At 57.1% G+C, this 18,573-nt stretch carries 14 protein-coding genes; 11 read left to right on the top strand and 3 right to left on the bottom strand.

The window, feature by feature from the left end:
* Positions 1–69: 69 nt before the first annotated feature.
* The 6 genes from B3511_RS12835 to baeR are packed head-to-tail and all read left to right on the top strand — an operon-like array spanning position 70 to position 11,035.
* Entirely contained in the window at positions 70–1,302 is a 1,233-nt protein-coding gene (locus B3511_RS12835; protein ID WP_286782676.1) for an MdtA/MuxA family multidrug efflux RND transporter periplasmic adaptor subunit, read from the top strand.
* Positions 1,302–4,424, top strand: coding sequence for an MdtB/MuxB family multidrug efflux RND transporter permease subunit (locus tag B3511_RS12840; protein WP_286782678.1), 3,123 nt, complete (start codon positions 1,302–1,304; stop codon positions 4,422–4,424). Before B3511_RS12835 ends, B3511_RS12840 begins: the two co-directional genes overlap by 1 nt.
* The gene (gene mdtC, locus B3511_RS12845) at positions 4,425–7,517 is read left to right on the top strand and encodes a multidrug efflux RND transporter permease subunit MdtC (protein ID WP_046884787.1); all 3,093 of its coding nucleotides are present in this window, start codon (positions 4,425–4,427) and stop codon (positions 7,515–7,517) included.
* The gene (locus B3511_RS12850; RefSeq protein ID WP_286782681.1) at positions 7,501–8,916 is read left to right on the top strand and encodes an MFS transporter; all 1,416 of its coding nucleotides are present in this window, start codon (positions 7,501–7,503) and stop codon (positions 8,914–8,916) included. The genes mdtC and B3511_RS12850 overlap by 17 nt, the downstream gene beginning before the upstream one ends.
* Positions 8,913–10,316, top strand: a complete 1,404-nt coding sequence (gene baeS, locus B3511_RS12855; RefSeq protein ID WP_286782682.1) for a two-component system sensor histidine kinase BaeS — start codon at positions 8,913–8,915, stop codon at positions 10,314–10,316. The genes B3511_RS12850 and baeS overlap by 4 nt, the downstream gene beginning before the upstream one ends.
* Positions 10,313–11,035 carry a two-component system response regulator BaeR gene (gene baeR / locus B3511_RS12860; protein WP_046884784.1) on the top strand — a complete coding sequence of 241 codons (723 nt, stop codon included), beginning with the start codon at positions 10,313–10,315 and terminating at the stop codon, positions 11,033–11,035. Before baeS ends, baeR begins: the two co-directional genes overlap by 4 nt.
* A 74-nt stretch (positions 11,036–11,109) precedes the next feature.
* Here the strand turns inward: baeR and B3511_RS12865 are convergent, their stop codons facing one another.
* The gene (locus B3511_RS12865) at positions 11,110–11,853 is read right to left on the bottom strand and encodes a MerR family transcriptional regulator (RefSeq protein WP_046884783.1); all 744 of its coding nucleotides are present in this window, start codon (positions 11,851–11,853) and stop codon (positions 11,110–11,112) included.
* A 114-nt stretch (positions 11,854–11,967) separates the two neighbouring features.
* Positions 11,968–13,188 carry a diguanylate phosphodiesterase gene (locus B3511_RS12870; RefSeq protein WP_286782684.1) on the bottom strand — a complete coding sequence of 407 codons (1,221 nt, stop codon included), beginning with the start codon at positions 13,186–13,188 and terminating at the stop codon, positions 11,968–11,970.
* 326 nt (positions 13,189–13,514) lie between these two features.
* On the opposite strand from B3511_RS12870, the gene ycgZ reads away from it, so the two are divergent.
* The 5 genes from ycgZ (at position 13,515) to yegS (ending at position 17,766) form a co-directional block, all read left to right on the top strand.
* On the top strand, positions 13,515–13,754 hold the full coding sequence (gene ycgZ / locus B3511_RS12875) for a regulatory protein YcgZ (protein ID WP_040074864.1): 240 nt from the start codon (positions 13,515–13,517) through the stop codon (positions 13,752–13,754).
* 139 nt (positions 13,755–13,893) lie between these two features.
* The gene (locus tag B3511_RS12880) at positions 13,894–14,217 is read left to right on the top strand and encodes a hypothetical protein (RefSeq protein ID WP_046884781.1); all 324 of its coding nucleotides are present in this window, start codon (positions 13,894–13,896) and stop codon (positions 14,215–14,217) included.
* A 50-nt stretch (positions 14,218–14,267) separates the two neighbouring features.
* On the top strand, positions 14,268–14,534 hold the full coding sequence (locus tag B3511_RS12885) for a biofilm development regulator YmgB/AriR family protein (protein WP_040078438.1): 267 nt from the start codon (positions 14,268–14,270) through the stop codon (positions 14,532–14,534).
* A gap of 173 nt (positions 14,535–14,707) precedes the next feature.
* Entirely contained in the window at positions 14,708–16,069 is a 1,362-nt protein-coding gene (gene yegQ, locus B3511_RS12890; protein ID WP_286782686.1) for a tRNA 5-hydroxyuridine modification protein YegQ, read from the top strand.
* Positions 16,070–16,866: 797 nt separating this feature from the next.
* Complete coding sequence (yegS, locus tag B3511_RS12895; RefSeq protein ID WP_040074859.1) at positions 16,867–17,766, top strand: lipid kinase YegS; 900 nt, start codon at positions 16,867–16,869, stop codon at positions 17,764–17,766.
* Between the two features lie 32 nt (positions 17,767–17,798).
* Here yegS and B3511_RS12900 read toward each other — a convergent pair whose 3' ends face one another.
* Positions 17,799–18,572 (bottom strand): ABC transporter ATP-binding protein, encoded by a 774-nt coding sequence (locus B3511_RS12900; protein ID WP_286782688.1) that lies wholly within the window; start codon positions 18,570–18,572, stop codon positions 17,799–17,801.
* Position 18,573 lies beyond the last annotated feature (1 nt).

Genomic DNA, 18,573 nt, shown 5'->3' on the forward strand with positions numbered 1-18,573 from the left:
TTTTCTGCCGTCTCCACTCACTAAACTAGTATCATTTCCCGAAATGTTTCAGGACGAGAACGTATAACGATGAAAGGCAGTCAAAAATCCCGCTGGGCAATTGCCGCAGGCCTTATTGTGGTGGTCATTGCCGCCGCGTGGTACTGGCACAGTCACTCCGCGGCACCGGCAGGTGCCACCAGCCAACAACGCCCCGCAGGCGGTGGCCGCCACGCTATGCGCGGTGGCGTGCTGGCCCCTGTCCAGGCTGCCACCGCCGTCAATAAATCCGTTCCGCTTTACCTTACGGGCCTGGGAACTATCACGGCGGCAAATACGGTGACCGTACGCAGTCGTGTTGACGGCCAGCTTATTGCGCTCCACTTCCAGGAGGGGCAACAGGTGAAAGCCGGTGATCTGCTGGCTGAAATCGATCCCAGCCAGTTTAAGGTTGCCCTCGCCCAGGCGCAGGGTCAGCTCGCAAAAGACAAAGCTACTCTCGCCAACGCACAGCGCGACCTCGCCCGCTTCCAGAAACTGGTGAAAACCAATCTGGTGTCACGCCAGGAGCTGGATACCCAGCAGTCGCTGGTCAGTGAATCACAGGGCACGATCAAAGCGGATGAAGCCGCCGTCGCCAGCGCCCAGCTCCAGCTCGACTGGAGCCGGATCACCGCCCCGATTGATGGCCGCGTGGGGCTGAAACAGGTTGATATCGGTAACCAGATCTCCAGCGGCGATACCACAGGCATCGTGGTGATCACCCAGACCCACCCCATCGATCTGGTTTTCACCCTGCCAGAAAACGACATTGCTACCGTTGTTCAGGCGCAGAAAACCGGCCAGCCGCTGGTGGTTGAAGCCTGGGATCGCGCCAACAAACAGAAACTGAGCGAAGGTACGCTGCTGAGCCTGGATAACCAGATCGACACCACCACCGGCACCATCAAGCTGAAGGCCCGATTTACTAACCAGGACGACGCGCTCTTCCCGAACCAGTTTGTTAACGCCCGGATGCTGGTCTCGACTCAGGATAACGCGGTAGTTATCCCGACCGCAGCCCTACAGATGGGCAACGAAGGCAACTTTGTGTGGGTACTGAACAGCGAGAATAAAGTGAGTAAGCATCTGGTGAAAACCGGCATCCAGGACAGCCAGACGGTGGTGATCAGCGCCGGGTTGTCCGCAGGCGATCGCGTAGTCACTGACGGTATCGACCGCCTGACCGAAGGGGCTAAAGTCGAGGTAGTGGAAGCGCACAGCGACACAGCCACCCGGAAGCAGCCTGCCCGTGAACAGGCCAAACAGAGAGAGAACGCCTGATGCAGGTGATGCCACCCAGCGCCACGGGCGGGCCGTCACGCCTGTTCATTATGCGCCCGGTCGCCACCACGCTGTTGATGGTGGCGATTTTACTGGCGGGGATTATCGGCTACCGTTTTCTGCCGGTCTCCGCCCTGCCGGAAGTCGATTATCCCACCATCCAGGTGGTGACCCTCTATCCCGGCGCCAGCCCGGATGTGGTCACCTCTGCCATAACCGCCCCGCTGGAGCGTCAGTTCGGCCAGATGTCGGGGCTGAAGCAGATGTCCTCACAAAGCTCTGGTGGCGCGTCGGTGGTTACGCTTCAGTTCCAGCTCACCCTGCCGCTGGATGTCGCCGAGCAGGAGGTGCAGGCCGCCATTAACGCCGCCACCAACCTGCTGCCGTCCGATCTGCCGAATCCGCCAGTCTACAGCAAGGTCAACCCGGCGGATCCGCCCATCATGAGCCTCGCCGTCACCTCGTCTGCCATGCCGATGACGCAGGTTGAAGATATGGTCGAAACCCGCGTGGCGCAAAAGATTTCTCAGGTATCGGGCGTCGGCCTGGTGACCCTCTCTGGCGGCCAGCGTCCGGCTGTACGCGTGAAGCTTAACGCGCAGGCCATCGCCGCGCTGGGGTTGACCAGCGAAACCATCCGTACCGCCATCAGCAACGCCAACGTCAACTCGGCGAAAGGCTCCCTGGATGGCCCCACCCGCGCGGTCACGCTGTCGGCCAACGATCAGATGCAGTCTGCCGATGAGTACCGCCAGCTGATTGTGGCTTACCAGAACGGGGCCCCTGTTCGCCTGGGCGATGTGGCCACGGTTGAACAAGGGGCGGAAAACAGCTGGCTGGGTGCCTGGGCGAATAAGCAGCAGGCCATCGTGATGAACGTGCAGCGCCAGCCGGGCGCTAACATCATTGATACCGCCGACAGCATCCGCGCCATGCTGCCGCAGCTGATAGAGAGCCTGCCGAAGTCGGTGAGCGTGAAGGTACTTTCGGATCGCACCACCAACATCCGCGCCTCGGTCAGCGACACGCAGTTTGAGCTGATGCTCGCCATCGCGCTGGTGGTGATGATCATCTATCTGTTCCTGCGCAACGTTCCCGCTACCATAATCCCCGCCGTCGCGGTGCCGTTATCGCTGGTAGGGACATTTGCGGTCATGGTGTTTCTCGATTTCTCCATCAATAACCTGACGCTAATGGCGCTGACCATCGCCACCGGTTTCGTGGTGGACGATGCCATCGTGGTGATTGAGAACATCTCGCGCTATATCGAGAAAGGCGAGAAACCGCTGGCGGCAGCGCTCAAAGGGGCTGGTGAGATCGGCTTTACCATCATCTCCCTGACCTTCTCCCTGATAGCGGTGCTGATTCCGCTGCTGTTTATGGGCGACATTGTCGGACGTCTGTTCCGCGAATTTGCGGTCACCCTGGCGGTGGCGATTCTGATCTCGGCGATAGTGTCATTAACCCTGACGCCAATGATGTGCGCGCGCATGCTGAGCCACGAGTCCCTGCGCAAACAGAACCGTTTTTCTCGCGCCTCTGAACGGATGTTCGAGCGGGTGATCGCCGCCTATGGCCGCCTGCTGACCAAAGTGCTTAACCACCCCTGGGCGACGCTGGGCGTGGCGCTGGCAACCCTGGCCCTCAGCGCCCTGCTGTGGGTCATGATTCCGAAGGGCTTCTTCCCGATTCAGGACAACGGCATTATTCAGGGAACGCTTCAGGCGCCGCAGTCGGTGTCGTTTGCCAGCATGGCCCAGCGCCAGCAGCAGGTTTCCGAAATTCTTATGAAGGATCCGGCCGTCGAGAGTCTGACCTCATTCGTGGGGGTGGACGGTACCAACCCGTCGCTAAACAGCGCTCGTCTGCAGATCAACCTCAAACCGCTCGATGAGCGTGATGACCGCGTCAATGCGGTGATTGAGCGCCTGCAGCAGGCCGTGGCGCGCGTACCGGGTATCGAACTCTATCTGCAACCGACTCAGGATCTGACGATCGATACCCAGGTCAGCCGCACTCAGTATCAGTTTACCTTGCAGGCCACCACGCTTGAGGCGCTCAGCACCTGGGTGCCGCAACTGGTGGAGAAACTGCAGGCGCTGCCCCAGCTTTCCGACGTCAGCAGCGACTGGCAGGATAAAGGGCTGGCGGCCTATATCAATGTCGATCGCGACAGCGCCAGCCGGCTGGGCATTACCATGGCGGATGTGGATAACGCCCTGTACAACGCCTTTGGTCAGCGCCTGATCTCCACCATTTATACTCAGGCAAACCAGTACCGCGTGGTGCTGGAGCACGATACGCAACAGACGCCGGGACTGGCAGGGCTGGACGCCGTGCGTCTCACCAGCAGCGAAGGCGGCAGCGTGCCGCTCAGCGCCATCGCGAAAGTGGAGGAGCGCTATACGCCGCTGGCGGTGAACCATCTGGATCAGTTCCCCTCTACCACCATCTCGTTTAACGTCCCGGACGACTACTCGCTGGGCGAGGCGGTGGAGGCGATCCTGGGTGCGGAAAAAGATCTCAGCTTCCCCACCGACATTCAGACCCAGTTCCAGGGCAGTACGCTGGCATTCCAGGCCGCGCTGGGCAGTACCATCTGGCTGATCGTGGCGGCAGTGGTGGCAATGTACATCGTGCTTGGCGTGCTGTACGAAAGCTTTATTCATCCCATCACCATCCTCTCTACCCTGCCCACCGCAGGAGTGGGGGCCCTGCTGGCGCTGATGCTGGCAGGCAGTGAACTGGATGTGATTGCCATCATTGGCATCATCTTGCTGATTGGTATCGTCAAGAAGAACGCCATCATGATGATCGACTTTGCCCTTGCCGCCGAGCGCGAGCAGGGAATGACACCGCGCGAGGCCATCTATCAGGCCTGTCTGCTGCGTTTTCGTCCGATCCTGATGACCACCCTTGCCGCCCTGCTCGGTGCCCTACCGCTGATGCTCAGCACCGGGGTTGGCGCAGAGCTGCGTCGTCCGCTGGGGATTGGCATGGTAGGCGGCCTGCTGGTCAGCCAGGTGTTAACACTCTTTACCACACCGGTGATTTACCTGCTGTTCGACAGCCTGGCACTGAAGATGAAATCCCGCTTCCCGAAGCGTACTGAGGAGGCGTAAGTGAAGTTTTTCGCCCTCTTCATTTACCGCCCGGTGGCGACGATCCTGATTTCGCTCGCCATTACGCTCTGCGGCGTGCTCGGCTTCCGGCTGCTGCCGGTGGCCCCGCTGCCGCAGGTGGATTTCCCGGTCATTATGGTCAGCGCCTCGTTGCCCGGCGCGTCGCCAGAGACCATGGCCTCGTCGGTCGCCACGCCGCTTGAGCGCTCCCTCGGACGCATCGCCGGGGTCAACGAGATGACCTCCAGCAGCTCGCTGGGCAGTACGCGCATCATTCTGGAGTTCAACTTTAACCGCGACATCAACGGCGCGGCCCGGGACGTGCAGGCAGCGATCAACGCCGCGCAAAGCTTGTTGCCAAGCGGTATGCCGAGCCGCCCGACGTACCGCAAAGCTAACCCGTCCGACTCGCCGATCATGATCCTGACGCTCACCTCGGATACCTATTCCCAGGGTGAGCTGTATGACTTTGCCTCTACCCAGCTGGCGCAGACCATTGCTCAAATCGACGGCGTGGGCGATGTGGATGTGGGCGGCAGTTCCCTGCCGGCCGTGCGCGTGGGGCTCAATCCGCAGGCGCTGTTTAACCAGGGCGTATCGCTGGATGATGTGCGCAGCGCTATCAGTAATGCTAACGTGCGCAGGCCGCAGGGAGCCATCGAAGACAGTAGCCACCGCTGGCAGATCCAGACCAACGATGAACTCAAAACCGCCGCCGAATACCAGCCACTGATTATTCACTACAACAACGGTGCGGCGGTGCGCCTCAGCGACGTGGCAAGCGTAACCGACTCGGTTCAGGATGTGCGTAACGCCGGGATGACCAACGCCAAACCGGCCATTTTGCTGATGATCCGCAAGCTGCCGGAGGCCAACATCATCGAGACGGTCAACAGCATCCGCGCCCGTCTGCCTGAGTTGCAAGAGACCATTCCGGCGGCCATCGATCTGCAGATCGCTCAGGACCGCTCCCCCACCATTCGCGCCTCGCTTGAAGAGGTTGAGCAGTCGCTGATTATCTCCGTGGCGCTGGTGATCCTCGTGGTCTTCCTGTTCCTGCGCTCCGGTCGCGCCACGCTGATCCCCGCCGTGGCGGTACCGGTGTCGCTTATCGGCACCTTCGCCGCCATGTATCTGTGCGGTTTTAGCCTCAATAACTTGTCGCTGATGGCGCTGACTATCGCCACCGGCTTCGTGGTGGATGACGCCATCGTGGTGCTGGAGAATATCTCCCGTCACCTGGAGGCGGGCATGAAGCCGCTTCAGGCGGCGCTGCAGGGGTCGCGTGAAGTGGGCTTTACGGTGCTCTCCATGAGCCTGTCGCTGGTGGCCGTGTTCTTACCGCTGCTGCTGATGGATGGCCTGCCGGGACGGCTGTTGCGCGAATTCGCCGTGACGCTCTCGGTCGCAATCGGCATTTCGCTGGCGGTCTCTCTGACCCTCACCCCGATGATGTGCGGCTGGATGTTGAAATCCGGCAAACCGCACAGCCAGCCGCGTAAACGCGGGTTTGGCCGGCTGCTGATGGCGCTGCAGGAGGGCTACGGAAAATCACTGAAGTGGGTACTTAACCATACCCGCATCGTCGGGCTGGTGCTGCTGGGCACCATTGTGCTCAATGTCTGGCTCTATATCACCATACCGAAAACCTTCTTCCCGGAGCAGGATACCGGGGTGCTGATGGGCGGCATCCAGGCTGACCAGAGCATCTCCTTCCAGGCGATGCGCGGAAAGTTGCAGGACTTTATGAAGATCATACGCGACGACCCGGCGGTGGATAATGTCACCGGCTTTACCGGCGGCTCGCGGGTCAACAGCGGGATGATGTTTATTACCCTTAAATCCCGCGATAACCGCAGCGAAACCGCCCAGCAGGTTATTGATCGTCTGCGCGGCAAGCTGGCGAAAGAGCCCGGCGCGAACCTCTTTTTGATGGCCGTTCAGGATATCCGCGTTGGCGGGCGGCAGGCCAATGCCAGCTACCAGTACACCTTGCTGTCGGACGATCTCGCCGCCCTGCGCGAATGGGAGCCGAAGATCCGCAAAGCGCTGGCGGCCTTGCCGCAGCTGGCGGATGTTAACTCAGACCAGCAGGACAACGGCGCAGAGATGAGCCTGACCTATGACCGGGAAACCATGTCGCGGCTGGGGATAGATGTCAGCGCGGCCAACAGCCTGCTGAATAATGCCTTCGGTCAGCGACAGATCTCTACCATCTACCAGCCGATGAACCAGTACAAGGTGGTAATGGAAGTCGATCCGCGCTATACCCAGGATATCAGCGCGCTGGATAAGATGTTTGTGATTAACAACGACGGCAAAGCAATTCCGCTCTCCTACTTTGCCAGTTGGCAGCCGGCGAACGCGCCGCTGTCGGTTAACCATCAGGGGCTGTCCGCGGCGTCGACCGTCTCATTCAACCTGCCTACCGGCTCTTCGCTCTCAGAGGCCAGTGAAGCCATCAACCGCGCCATGACTCAACTGGGGGTCCCTTCGACGGTGCGCGGCAGCTTTGCTGGTACGGCGCAGGTTTTCCAGGAGACGATGAATTCTCAGATCATTTTGATTCTGGCGGCGATTGCCACCGTCTATATCGTGCTGGGAGTGCTTTACGAGAGCTATGTCCATCCGCTGACGATTCTTTCCACCCTGCCGTCGGCGGGGGTGGGGGCGCTGCTGGCGCTGGAGCTATTTGGCGCGCCGTTTAGCCTCATCGCGCTTATCGGGATCATGCTATTAATAGGAATAGTGAAGAAAAACGCGATCATGATGGTCGATTTCGCCCTCGAGGCGCAGCGCAACGGCAACCTGACGCCGCAAGAGGCCATCTTCCAGGCCTGCCTGCTGCGTTTCCGCCCGATTATGATGACCACCCTGGCAGCGCTGTTTGGCGCGCTACCGCTGGTTATCTCCAGCGGGGACGGTGCCGAGCTGCGTCAGCCGCTGGGGATCACCATTGTCGGCGGTCTGGTGATGAGCCAGCTGCTTACGCTCTACACGACGCCAGTGGTTTACCTGTTCTTTGATCGTCTGCGGTTGCGTTTTTCACGGCAAAACACTAATGGTGACGGAGTAAATGACCGATCTCCCTAAGCAGGTTCGCTGGCAGCTATGGATTGTCGCCTTCGGCTTCTTTATGCAGTCGCTGGATACGACCATCGTTAACACCGCCCTCCCCTCAATGGCGAAAAGCCTGGGGGAGAGCCCGCTGCATATGCACATGGTCATCGTCGCCTATGTGCTGACGGTGGCGGTGATGCTGCCTGCCAGCGGCTGGCTGGCGGACAAAGTGGGGGTGCGCAATATTTTCTTTACCGCCATCGTGCTCTTTACCACCGGCTCGCTGTTTTGTGCTCAGGCGAACACCCTCAATGAGCTGATCATGGCGCGGGCGTTACAGGGGGTCGGCGGGGCGATGATGGTGCCGGTTGGCAGGCTGACGGTGATGAAAATCGTCCCGCGCGCGCAGTATATGGCGGCAATGACCTTCGTCACCCTACCCGGGCAGGTTGGTCCGCTGCTCGGCCCGGCGCTGGGGGGGATTCTGGTTGAGTACGCTTCCTGGCACTGGATCTTCCTGATTAACCTTCCTGTGGGGGTTATCGGCGCCATCGCCACCCTCTGGCTTATGCCCAACTACACCATGCAGACCCGACGCTTCGATCTGGTGGGCTTTTTTCTGCTGGCGGCCGGTATGGCGACCCTGACCCTGGCGCTGGATGGGCAAAAGGGGCTGGGGATCTCTTCTCTGTCGCTGGTCGCTCTGGTGGCCATCGGGGTGGTTTCGGTGCTGTGGTATCTCTGGCATGCCCGCGATAACGACCGCGCCTTATTCAGTTTGTCGTTATTTCAAAATACGACCTACCGGCTGGGGCTGCTGGGCAGCTTTGCCGGGCGCATCGGCAGCGGTATGTTGCCCTTTATGACCCCGGTCTTCTTACAGATTGGTCTGGGTTTCTCCCCGTTCCACGCCGGGCTGATGATGATCCCCATGGTGCTGGGCAGTATGGGGATGAAGCGGATCGTCGTGCAGGTGGTCAACCGCTTTGGCTATCGGCGGGTGCTGGTGACGTCCACCCTGGGGCTGGCGCTGATCAGTCTGCTGTTTATGGCCGTCGCCCTGCTGGGCTGGTACGCCGTTCTGCCGCTGGTGCTCTTCTTCCAGGGCGTCATTAACTCCACCCGCTTCTCGTCGATGAACACCCTTACCCTGAAGGATCTGCCGGATTCGCTGGCGAGCAGCGGCAACAGCCTGCTGTCGATGATCATGCAGCTCTCCATGAGCGTCGGGGTCACTGTCGCCGGGCTGCTGCTGGGGATGTATGGCCAGCACCATCTGAGCGCCGATACCGCCGTGGCCCACCAGGTCTTTTTATACACTTATTTCAGCATGGCGGTCATCATCGCTCTGCCCGCGTTGATCTTCGCCCGGGTTCCGGATGATACCAGTAAAAACGTCGTCCTCCGGCGGCGTAAAAGGAGTGAACCATGAAGTTCTGGCGTCCCGGTATTACGGGTAAGCTGTTTCTCGCCATTTTCGCCACCTGTATCGTCCTGCTTATCACAATGCACTGGGCGGTGCGGGTCAGTTTTGAACGCGGCTTTATCGATTACATTAAGCATGGCAACGAACAGCGTCTGCAGGGGTTAAGCGATGCGCTGGGCGACCAGTATGCCCTGCATGGCAACTGGCGGTTTTTACGTAATAACGATCGCTTCATTTTTCAGATCCTGCGCTCCCTCGAACATGATTCTGATGATGATCGCCCCGGTCCGGGCATGCCGCCGCACGGCTGGCGCACCCAGTTCTGGGTGATTGATCAGGATATGCGCGTGCTCGTTGGCCCGCGGGCGCCCGTGCCCCCGGACGGGACCAAACGAGCCATCATGGTCAACGGCGCCAACGTCGGCTGGGTCATTGCCTCCCCGGTGGAGCGGCTCACCCGCAATACCGATATTAATTTCGATCGCCAGCAGCGGCAGACCAGCTGGCTGATTGTGGCCCTCTCCACCCTGCTTGCCGCGCTGGCCACCTTTCCGCTGGCGCGCGGCCTGCTGGCGCCGGTCAAGCGGCTGGTTGAAGGGACGCACAAGCTGGCGGCGGGCGATTTCTCGACCCGGGTAGATACCCGCAGCGAAGACGAACTGGGCAAGCTGGCGCAAGACTTTAACCAGCTTGCCAGCACTCTGGAGAAGAACCAGCAGATGCGCCGGGACTTTATGGCCGATATCTCGCACGAACTGCGCACCCCGCTGGCGGTGCTGCGCGGCGAACTGGAGGCCATCCAGGACGGGGTGCGGCAGTTTACCCCCGAGTCGGTGGCCTCGTTGCAGGCAGAGGTGGGTACCCTCACCAAGCTGGTGGACGATCTCCACCAGCTCTCGATGTCCGACGAAGGGGCGCTGGCCTATCAGAAAGCCCCCGTCGATGTGATCAACATTCTGGAAGTGGCCAGCGGGGCGTTTCGCGAACGTTTTGCCAGCCGCGATCTGCGCATTGAACTCGCTCTGCCCGACCATGCGGTGGTCTTTGGCGATCGCGACCGCCTGATGCAGCTATTTAATAATCTGCTGGAAAACAGCCTGCGTTATACCGATGGCGGAGGGGCATTACGCCTCTCCGGCCACCTTACAGACACCCATTTTTCCCTCACCTTCGCCGACACGGCCCCCGGGGTCACGGACGCGCAGCTCACAAAACTGTTTGAGCGCTTTTACCGTACGGAAGGTTCGCGTAATCGTGCCAGCGGCGGCTCCGGGCTGGGGCTGGCGATTTGCGTGAACATTGTGGCGGCGCACGGCGGCACGCTGCGCGCCGCGCATTCGCCTTTTGGTGGGGTTAGCATTACAGTAGAGCTACCGCTGGAAAGAGAGTTATCGAGAGAAGTATGACTGAACTCCCTATTGACGAAAACACGCCACGAATTTTGATCGTGGAGGACGAGCCTAAGCTTGGGCAGCTGTTAATCGACTATCTGCGGGCGGCCAGCTATGCGCCCACCCTGATCAGCCACGGCGATCAGGTGCTGGCGTATGTGCGTCAGACTCCACCGGATCTGATCCTGCTGGATCTGATGCTGCCAGGCACCGATGGGCTGACCCTGTGCCGTGAGATCCGCCGCTTTTCCGATCTCCCCATTGTGATGGTGACGGCAAAAATCGAAGAGATCGACCGCCTGTTGGGGCTGGAAATTGGCGCCGATGATTACATCTGTAAACCCTATAGCCCGCGCGAAGTGGTCGCCAGGGTGAAAACGATTCTGCGCCGCTGCAAGCCACACCGTGAGCTTCAGGCTCTGGATGCGGTCAGCCCGCTGATTATCGACGAGAGCCGTTTTCAGGCCAGCTGGCGTAATAAGCTGCTGGATTTAACCCCCGCCGAGTTTCGCCTGCTGAAAACCCTCTCTCACGAACCGGGGAAAGTCTTCTCCCGCGAACAGTTACTTAACCACCTGTATGACGACTATCGCGTGGTTACTGACCGTACCATTGATAGCCACATTAAAAATCTGCGCCGTAAACTGGAAGCGCTGGATGCCGATCAGTCGTTTATTCGCGCGGTGTATGGTGTGGGATATCGCTGGGAAGCGGACGCATGCCGCATCGGATAGGAGAATGTGAACGCAGCTGAGGGGGGTAACAGGCTTAACCGGCCTGCGTTACCCGTGCGCGTCACGGAAGAGGATTAGCGGGCTTCGCCCAGCCCGTGCGCCATAATGGCGTAGCCCTGTTTTTGCCAGTGCTCAAGTTGTTCTGATTGTAACGCCGTTAACGTCCGGCCCGCCCACACGAGGATCTGCTGCCCCGGGAAAAACTCGGGGTGCGGCAACTCGAGCGGTTCAGCAAAGACATCGATACGCCAGCCGCGCTGTGAGAGCCGCCAGGCTTCCAGCCACAGGCTGGTGCGATCGACGATACCCCAGCCGATTAACAGCGCATCTCTGCCAGCCTTAACCCGGGACTCGCTAAGACTGGAGACCGCATGTTCAATCAAAATGCCATCGAGCAGGCTGCACATGGCTCGCGCCGTGTTTTGATCCAGGCTCAGCGTCTGGCGAACAGGTTCAAAGACATGATCAATGAGTGAATCAATGGGATGCAGATGGCAAAAGGCATTGATTTTCGCCCGCACTTTAAGCGGGTTAACCTGCCGTAAGGTGCTCATCATCTCTTCTTGCAGTGCGCGCCAGTCGCCCGGCTCAGGCGCTTTGTCCTGATCAAGCAGCGCTTTTACCTTGCCGACCGGCACACCACGCTCTATCCAGCGCTTGATCTCCTCAATGCGCTGAAGGTCTTCGTCGTCAAATTGTCGATGCCCGCCTTCACTGCGCTGCGGCTTTAGCAACCCGTACCGGCGCTGCCAGGCGCGTAATGTGACGGGATTTATGCCGCAACGTTCTGCGACATCGCCAATACTGTAAAAGGCCATCGAATCCCCATGCGTAAAACGATATATTCTGTATCCAAGGTAACCAATCTCACCAGGGTGTACAACCTGTAATATTGTACAATAAGTTTGTACTATAACCCGGTGAGAGAGGATTTAAATGTCATCGACCCGCTCAGGCCACGCGATTGCCGGGATCCCCGCCAGCTGAGGACGGGCGAAAAGATGCCCCTGGAACTGAGAAACACCTGCCGATTCAAGCCACATCCACTCTTCTGGCTTCTCAATACCTACAGCAGAGATCAAGATTTCCAGCGTTGTACAACATTTGATGATAGCCAGGACGATAGCCTGCCGTGGACCACTTTTGTGTACATCGCGAATCAGATCACGGTTAATCTTAATTCTGTCCGGCTGGAACTGCGCCAGCAGCAATAATCCGGCGAATCCGCCGCCAAAGTGGTCAATAGCCACCCCTATGCCTGCCGCCTTCAGTTCGCGCACGGCACCGGTGAACTCTTCCAGCCGGGAAATGACTTCGTTCTCAGTGAATTCCACCACGATCTGCTCTGCCACCAGCCCGTTTGCTTCTATCTCCTGGAGCAAGAAATCTACCGCGTTAGGTACCATGACCAGCGTCATCGGTAATAAATTCACTGACAAGCTCTGCTTCCCTAGCCCCAGCTGACGGGCCATAGCAAAGGCTACGCTTTTGCTCCGCAGGTCAGCTTCGTAGACCTCATCTCCTGGTCGATCGTCGAACCAGGTTTGGGCCTGTTCGCCACCCGGCGCACGGATCAAGGCTTCGAGGGAGACCATCTCGCGGGCCAGTGGGTCGATAATCGGCTGAAAAGCGAAGCTGCACGTCTCATCAGGGCTCTGCTCAAGCTGACGGATGCTACTGGCATTATCATCGACAATAAATTGCCAGGAGTCTCCCGGCGGGATCTCGAAGTAGTTCTCTTTTTCACTCTCTTCGACAAACGTCCGGAAAAACTGCAGAGCGCGATCGTTATAAATCAGTTGATAACGGCTGGTTCCTTTATCCAGCACCGTTTGTAGCACCTCGTGGCGGTCATATTTGCGCAGGTCAAACAGCTCCATGCCAACCTTGCCAAAACGCCGCGAGCGGGAGAAATCGCTAAGCAGCTCTACCACGTTGTGGTGGCGGTCATCGGCGCAGATATCGCGATAGATAGCCCGAACTGTCTCATCAGGTCCCTCGAGCAGTTGGAAAAAGAGCTTACCGTTAAACAACAGAATGCCGGTGACATTGGATTCGATGTTTTTCTTATTTGCTGCAACAACCATGTCTTCCAGCGTGCTAACCGGCAGTTCATCGCGAAGATGACTACGGTAAATGATGGTAGTGAGCATAGGGTTTCCAATAGAGGAGGTGAATGAAATGCCACGATATCAGATGGTTGCTAACGCGTCCTGTTGCAGGTCTGTAGTGGTTTTCCTGTCACGCCGTATGACCTTTTGTAGGACTAAAATTATGCCATAATGTACAAGCTTTTTTAAATACACGCTAAACATTAGTTTTATAAGTTGCTGATATTAATAATTTAGCACTTAATGATCAAAAATAAATTGATAAGTTGTACAACAGATGTGTACAGTATTTATAAATTTACATTGTGTTAACCATTTGCGTTAACGCATTTTTGAATGTTTTAAGCATTAAAAGCGAGGAGTGACATATGCGCGAGAACGGCTTTGTACCGAATACAGCGAATGCCATTACCCAATACTTCAACAAAGCAAGTCAGCCTACCCAACAAGAAGCGCTGGGACAAATTGTTGTCGAAATCCTGCGGGAGGGTAAAGTTCTTAACCGAAAAGCGATTTGCACAAAACTGCTTTCCCGGATGGAAAAGGCGTCTGATTTTGATGAGGAGAGTCGCTACCAAACTTTAATCGGCTTGCTCTTTGACCGTTAACAGATTGAGGTCAAGCGCCGCTGATTACCCGTTTTTAAGTCAGTTTTTTTGCGCCATCTTAATGCCTTATACTGGCGCAATTTACTGATGAAATGCCGCCCTTTCGCTAGCTGAATTTGGCGGCAACAGAGACGTAGTTATGAACAGAAGTGAACATGAACGACTGACTGATGAACTTATTGGCGAAGCCACCCTATCGCTGCTGAAAGATAACGGCCCTATCAGCATGAAGCTGCTGTTGGCAAGGCTGCAATCCATGCTGTCAGCAGAAAAGGATGGTGAACGACGCGCTGTACTGGCCCAGATAATCCTGGAGATTTCTAATGGGAATACCAGTACAGAAGTGCCGGCTCGTAAGCACAAAGGTGAGCAGCATGAATGGGACAAGGAGAGTCGCCAGAGCAGTAATGTTTATCCCCTGTTTGGTGATAGCCAACAATCCAGCAGCAGCAAAAAACATTAACTGCATACATTTACTCTAAACTGAACCGGTGTGACACTATGAGCCAGGCTATGCTCCAGAAATCCGACTTTTATGATGAACTGCCCGATCCTGTCCTCTCCAGCTATTTTCGCAACTCCGGCGGTTTGCTGGCAGAAGAGTGGGCATTACTCGAATCTGTTATGGGTGCCATTCTGGATGCGAAGGAACCGCTGACCAACAAAGCGATTATCTTGCGCTTGATTCAACAAATTGAATCCACGCAGGACGTGGTAAAAGCCGATATTATCCGCAAGACGCTGGAAATTATTGTCGATCACACTCAGGACGACCTCTAATACGCACCGCAAATTTTAACGCTGACGGTACACTGCTGCCGTCAGCGTTTCTCTGTAGAGTGGTTTACCTCCCTTCCCCGTAGCGTTACAATGCCCGCCCTTAAAGTAGGGGATCTCCCCCTGGCGCCCATCTTGTGAGGCGCATCTGACCTGTCATCAGAACGAGAACATACATGTTTAAACCGGAACTTCTCTCCCCGGCGGGAACGCTGAAAAATATGCGTTACGCCTTCGCCTATGGCGCCGATGCCGTTTATGCGGGCCAGCCGCGTTACTCCTTGCGCGTGCGTAATAATGAATTCAACCACGAGAATCTGCAGCAGGGCATTAATGAAGCGCATGCCCTCGGCAAGAAATTCTATGTAGTGGTCAACATCGCCCCGCACAACGCCAAGCTGAAAACCTTTATCCGCGACCTGCAGCCGGTGGTAGAGATGGGGCCGGATGCCCTGATTATGTCGGATCCCGGCCTGATCATGCTGGTACGTGAACACTTCCCGCAGATGGATATTCATCTCTCCGTGCAGGCTAACGCCGTTAACTGGGCGACGGTGAAGTTCTGGAAACAGATGGGGCTGACCCGCGTTATTCTCTCCCGCGAACTGTCGCTTGAGGAGATCGAAGAGATTCGTACCCAGGTTCCCGATATGGAACTGGAGATCTTCGTCCACGGTGCACTGTGCATGGCCTACTCTGGCCGCTGCCTGCTCTCGGGCTATATCAATAAGCGCGACCCGAACCAGGGCACCTGTACTAACGCCTGCCGCTGGGAATATAAAGTCCAGGAAGGGAAAGAGGACGATGTCGGGAATATCGTACACAAATACCAACCGATTCCCGTACAGACCGTTGAGCCGACGCTGGGTATTGGCGCTCCGACGGATAAAGTGTTCATGATTGAAGAGAACCAGCGCCCGGGCGAGTACATGACCGCCTTTGAGGACGAGCATGGCACCTACATCATGAACTCCAAAGATCTGCGGGCCATCGCTCATACCGAACGGTTGACGAAAATGGGCGTGCACTCTCTGAAGATTGAAGGTCGCACCAAATCCTACTACTACTGTGCGCGTACCGCTCAGGTCTATCGTAAAGCGATAGACGATGCCGCAGCCGGCAAGCCATTCGACACTGGGCTACTGGATACGCTGGAAGGGCTGGCCCATCGCGGCTACACCGAAGGCTTCCTGCGTCGCCATACCCACGACGATTATCAGAACTATGATTACGGCCACTCCCTTTCCGAGCGCCAGCAGTTTGTTGGGGAATTTACTGGTGAGCGTAAAGGGCCGCTGGCGGCCGTCGCCGTGAAAAACAAATTCCTCGTGGGCAACAGCATGGAACTGATGACGCCGCAGGGCAATGTTAACTTCACGCTGGAACATATGGAAAATGGCAAAGGCGAAGCCGTTTCCGTGGCGCCGGGCGATGGCCATACTGTCTGGTTGCCGGTCCCTGAAGATATCGCGCTGGAGTATGCGCTGCTGATGCGTAATTTCGACGGTGAAAACAGCCGTACGCCTTACGCGAAGTAATTTAGTGGGGTTATTTCTTCAGGGTGAGATAATTCTTAGAATCGGATCACATACCGCTGCGTTCAATACGGGTATTATCCCCAGCGCTGAAAAACATAACCCATAAATGCTAGCTGTACCAGGAACCACCTCCTTAGCCTGTGTAATCTCCCTTACGCAGGCTTATTTTTTTGCCTGCCATTCCCCGCTTCCTCTCCGCTGTTACGTAAATTTATCTCCGTTTACCTGTAGAAACGCATCGATTCGTTTGATATTGAATTTCAGTCTATTCATAGAGATACATAATGTTATTCTTTCTGCGTATATAAATTTACCTTAGGGAAAGGAGGTAATATGTATTGGGTCGTTGAAAACAGGATGGTCTGTCCTGCAACGGGAACGATTTTTGTTCATGTACTCACGGTAAAAAATATCAGGATGATAGTTTGGTATAAAGGCGATTATTTCATCAGCGTTGGTTCAATCCTCGTCACTGGCCCCTTTGGCATAGCCGTAGACGGCACCCTCAGAGAGCTACACATTCTTCGTGTATTCCCCTATAAAGACGCGCTTTGGTCTGAATTTCTCGCCGGGACCCGCTGCCCCGGCAACAGTGGCGCACTGATAACCCACTGTAAACGGCGCCCGTTCTGCGCCTTCCCCCTTTGCCCCTGGGGGGCCCGGGACTGCTAATTTATTGCCTTACGTCGCCCCCCTGCCGGGGGCGATGACGAAATTTCAACTCTTTCATCCTCTTCTTACCCGTTTTTTCTCGCGCTGCGATACACTTTTCAGAGACCCGAACAGGAGCAACGTGGATGGCAACCTATCCCGCAAGTTTATTAATTCTTAATGGCAAAGGGGCTGGCAACGATCTTTTACGCCAGGCCATCACCCTGTTACGTGAAGAGGGCGTGGTGATCCATGTCCGCGTGACCTGGGAGAAAGGCGACGCGGCGCGCTATATCGACGAAGCCTGCGCCCTGGGCGTAGAGACCGTGATCGCCGGCGGAGGCGATGGCACTATAAATGAGGTAGCAACCGGGCTGATTGCGGTACCCGAAGCCCGGCGTCCGGCGCTGGGGATCCTACCCCTGGGCACCGCTAACGACTTTGCCACCAGCGCCGGCGTGCCGGAGAGCCTGGACAAGGCCCTGCAGCTGGCGATCGCCGGTAAAGCGACGGCAATGGATATCGCCCGGGTTAACGATAAAACCTGCTTTATCAATATGGCGACCGGCGGTTTCGGCACGCGTATTACCAGCGAAACGCCGGAAAAATTAAAAGACGCACTGGGCGGCGTCTCTTATCTTCTTCACGGACTGGTCAGGATGGACCTGCTCAAGCCAGATAGTTGTGAAATCACCGGTGAGAACTTCAACTGGCAGGGAAACGCGCTGGTTATTGGCATTGGTAACGGACGCCAGGCGGGCGGCGGTCAGCAACTCTGTCCCGAGGCGCTGATCAACGACGGGCAGCTGCAACTGCGCATTTTTACCTCTGACGAGCTGCTCCCTGCCCTCTTCACCACGTTGACGCATCCGGAAGAGAGTCCGAACGTCATTGACAGCCAGTCTGCCTGGTTTGAGGTGCACGCCCCCCATGGCATGACCTTCAATCTGGACGGTGAACCGCTAAGTGGCACGCACTTCCGTATGTCGTTGCTACCGGGTGCGCTTAAGTGCCGCCTGCCGCCGGACTGCCCGCTACTGCGTTAATCTTTGCCGGTCAGGTGACTGACCGGCCTGGCTTAATACGCCGCCACCTCACGCGCCATCTCACGGCTATATTGTTGACTGGCATTGACCAGCATTCGCGTGTAATCCGTCTTTGCATTACCGGCGACCAGTTCATCCACGCTCAGCGTTTCAAGGATCTTGCCGTACTGCATTACCGCTACTTTCTGGCAGAGATGGGCAATCACCCCCAGATCATGCGTGACCATCAGATAGGTGAGATTCGACTCCCGCTGCAACTCTGCCAGCAGGTTGAGGATCTCCGCCTGTACCGATACGTCCAGTGCCGAGGTGGGCTCATCCAGCAGTAAGACCTGCGGCTCCAGTATCAACGCGCGGGCGATAGCCACACGCTGGCGTTGCCCGCCTGAAAGCTGATGCGGATAGCGATCGCGAAAAGCCCGGTTTAATCCCACCCGATCCAGCAGGGTGTGAATACGGCGATCCCGCTCTTTCATCCCATGGATTTGCAGCGGCTCTTCCAGAATATCGCCGATGGTGTGGCGCGGGTGTAGCGAACCGTACGGATCCTGGAACACCATCTGGACCCGACGACAACGCTCAGCGCTGATACTGCGTCCGAGCGCGACCCCGTCAATAGCGAGCGCCCCCTCCCAGTGGGTGAAAAGCCCCGCCAGGCACTTCAGTACCGTGGTTTTGCCGGAGCCCGACTCTCCCACCAGGCCATAAATCTCGCCTGGCTGAACATGGATATTCACGTCGTACAGCACCTGGGTGCGCTTTTCACCTTCGCCGAAAGTCAGATTAAGATTCTGTATATCGATCATG

Origin of the sequence: Leclercia sp. UBA1284 (assembly GCF_002308415.1) — a bacterium.
Taxonomy (GTDB): Bacteria; Pseudomonadota; Gammaproteobacteria; order Enterobacterales; family Enterobacteriaceae; genus Enterobacter; species Enterobacter pneumoniae.

What these genes read in the sequence shown, in the direction of transcription:
- B3511_RS12835 (WP_286782676.1), top strand. Translation starts at nt 70, where the DNA reads ATGAAAGGCAGTCAAAAATCCCGCTGGGCAATTGCCGCAGGCCTTATT.
- B3511_RS12840 (WP_286782678.1), top strand. Translation starts at nt 1,302, where the DNA reads ATGCAGGTGATGCCACCCAGCGCCACGGGCGGGCCGTCACGCCTGTTC.
- B3511_RS12850 (WP_286782681.1), top strand. Translation starts at nt 7,501, where the DNA reads ATGACCGATCTCCCTAAGCAGGTTCGCTGGCAGCTATGGATTGTCGCC.
- baeS (WP_286782682.1), top strand. Translation starts at nt 8,913, where the DNA reads ATGAAGTTCTGGCGTCCCGGTATTACGGGTAAGCTGTTTCTCGCCATT.
- baeR (WP_046884784.1), top strand. Translation starts at nt 10,313, where the DNA reads ATGACTGAACTCCCTATTGACGAAAACACGCCACGAATTTTGATCGTG.
- B3511_RS12865 (WP_046884783.1), bottom strand. Translation starts at nt 11,853, where the DNA reads ATGGCCTTTTACAGTATTGGCGATGTCGCAGAACGTTGCGGCATAAAT.
- B3511_RS12870 (WP_286782684.1), bottom strand. Translation starts at nt 13,188, where the DNA reads ATGCTCACTACCATCATTTACCGTAGTCATCTTCGCGATGAACTGCCG.
- ycgZ (WP_040074864.1), top strand. Translation starts at nt 13,515, where the DNA reads ATGCGCGAGAACGGCTTTGTACCGAATACAGCGAATGCCATTACCCAA.
- B3511_RS12880 (WP_046884781.1), top strand. Translation starts at nt 13,894, where the DNA reads ATGAACAGAAGTGAACATGAACGACTGACTGATGAACTTATTGGCGAA.
- B3511_RS12885 (WP_040078438.1), top strand. Translation starts at nt 14,268, where the DNA reads ATGCTCCAGAAATCCGACTTTTATGATGAACTGCCCGATCCTGTCCTC.
- yegQ (WP_286782686.1), top strand. Translation starts at nt 14,708, where the DNA reads ATGTTTAAACCGGAACTTCTCTCCCCGGCGGGAACGCTGAAAAATATG.
- yegS (WP_040074859.1), top strand. Translation starts at nt 16,867, where the DNA reads ATGGCAACCTATCCCGCAAGTTTATTAATTCTTAATGGCAAAGGGGCT.
- B3511_RS12900 (WP_286782688.1), bottom strand. Translation starts at nt 18,572, where the DNA reads ATGATCGATATACAGAATCTTAATCTGACTTTCGGCGAAGGTGAAAAG.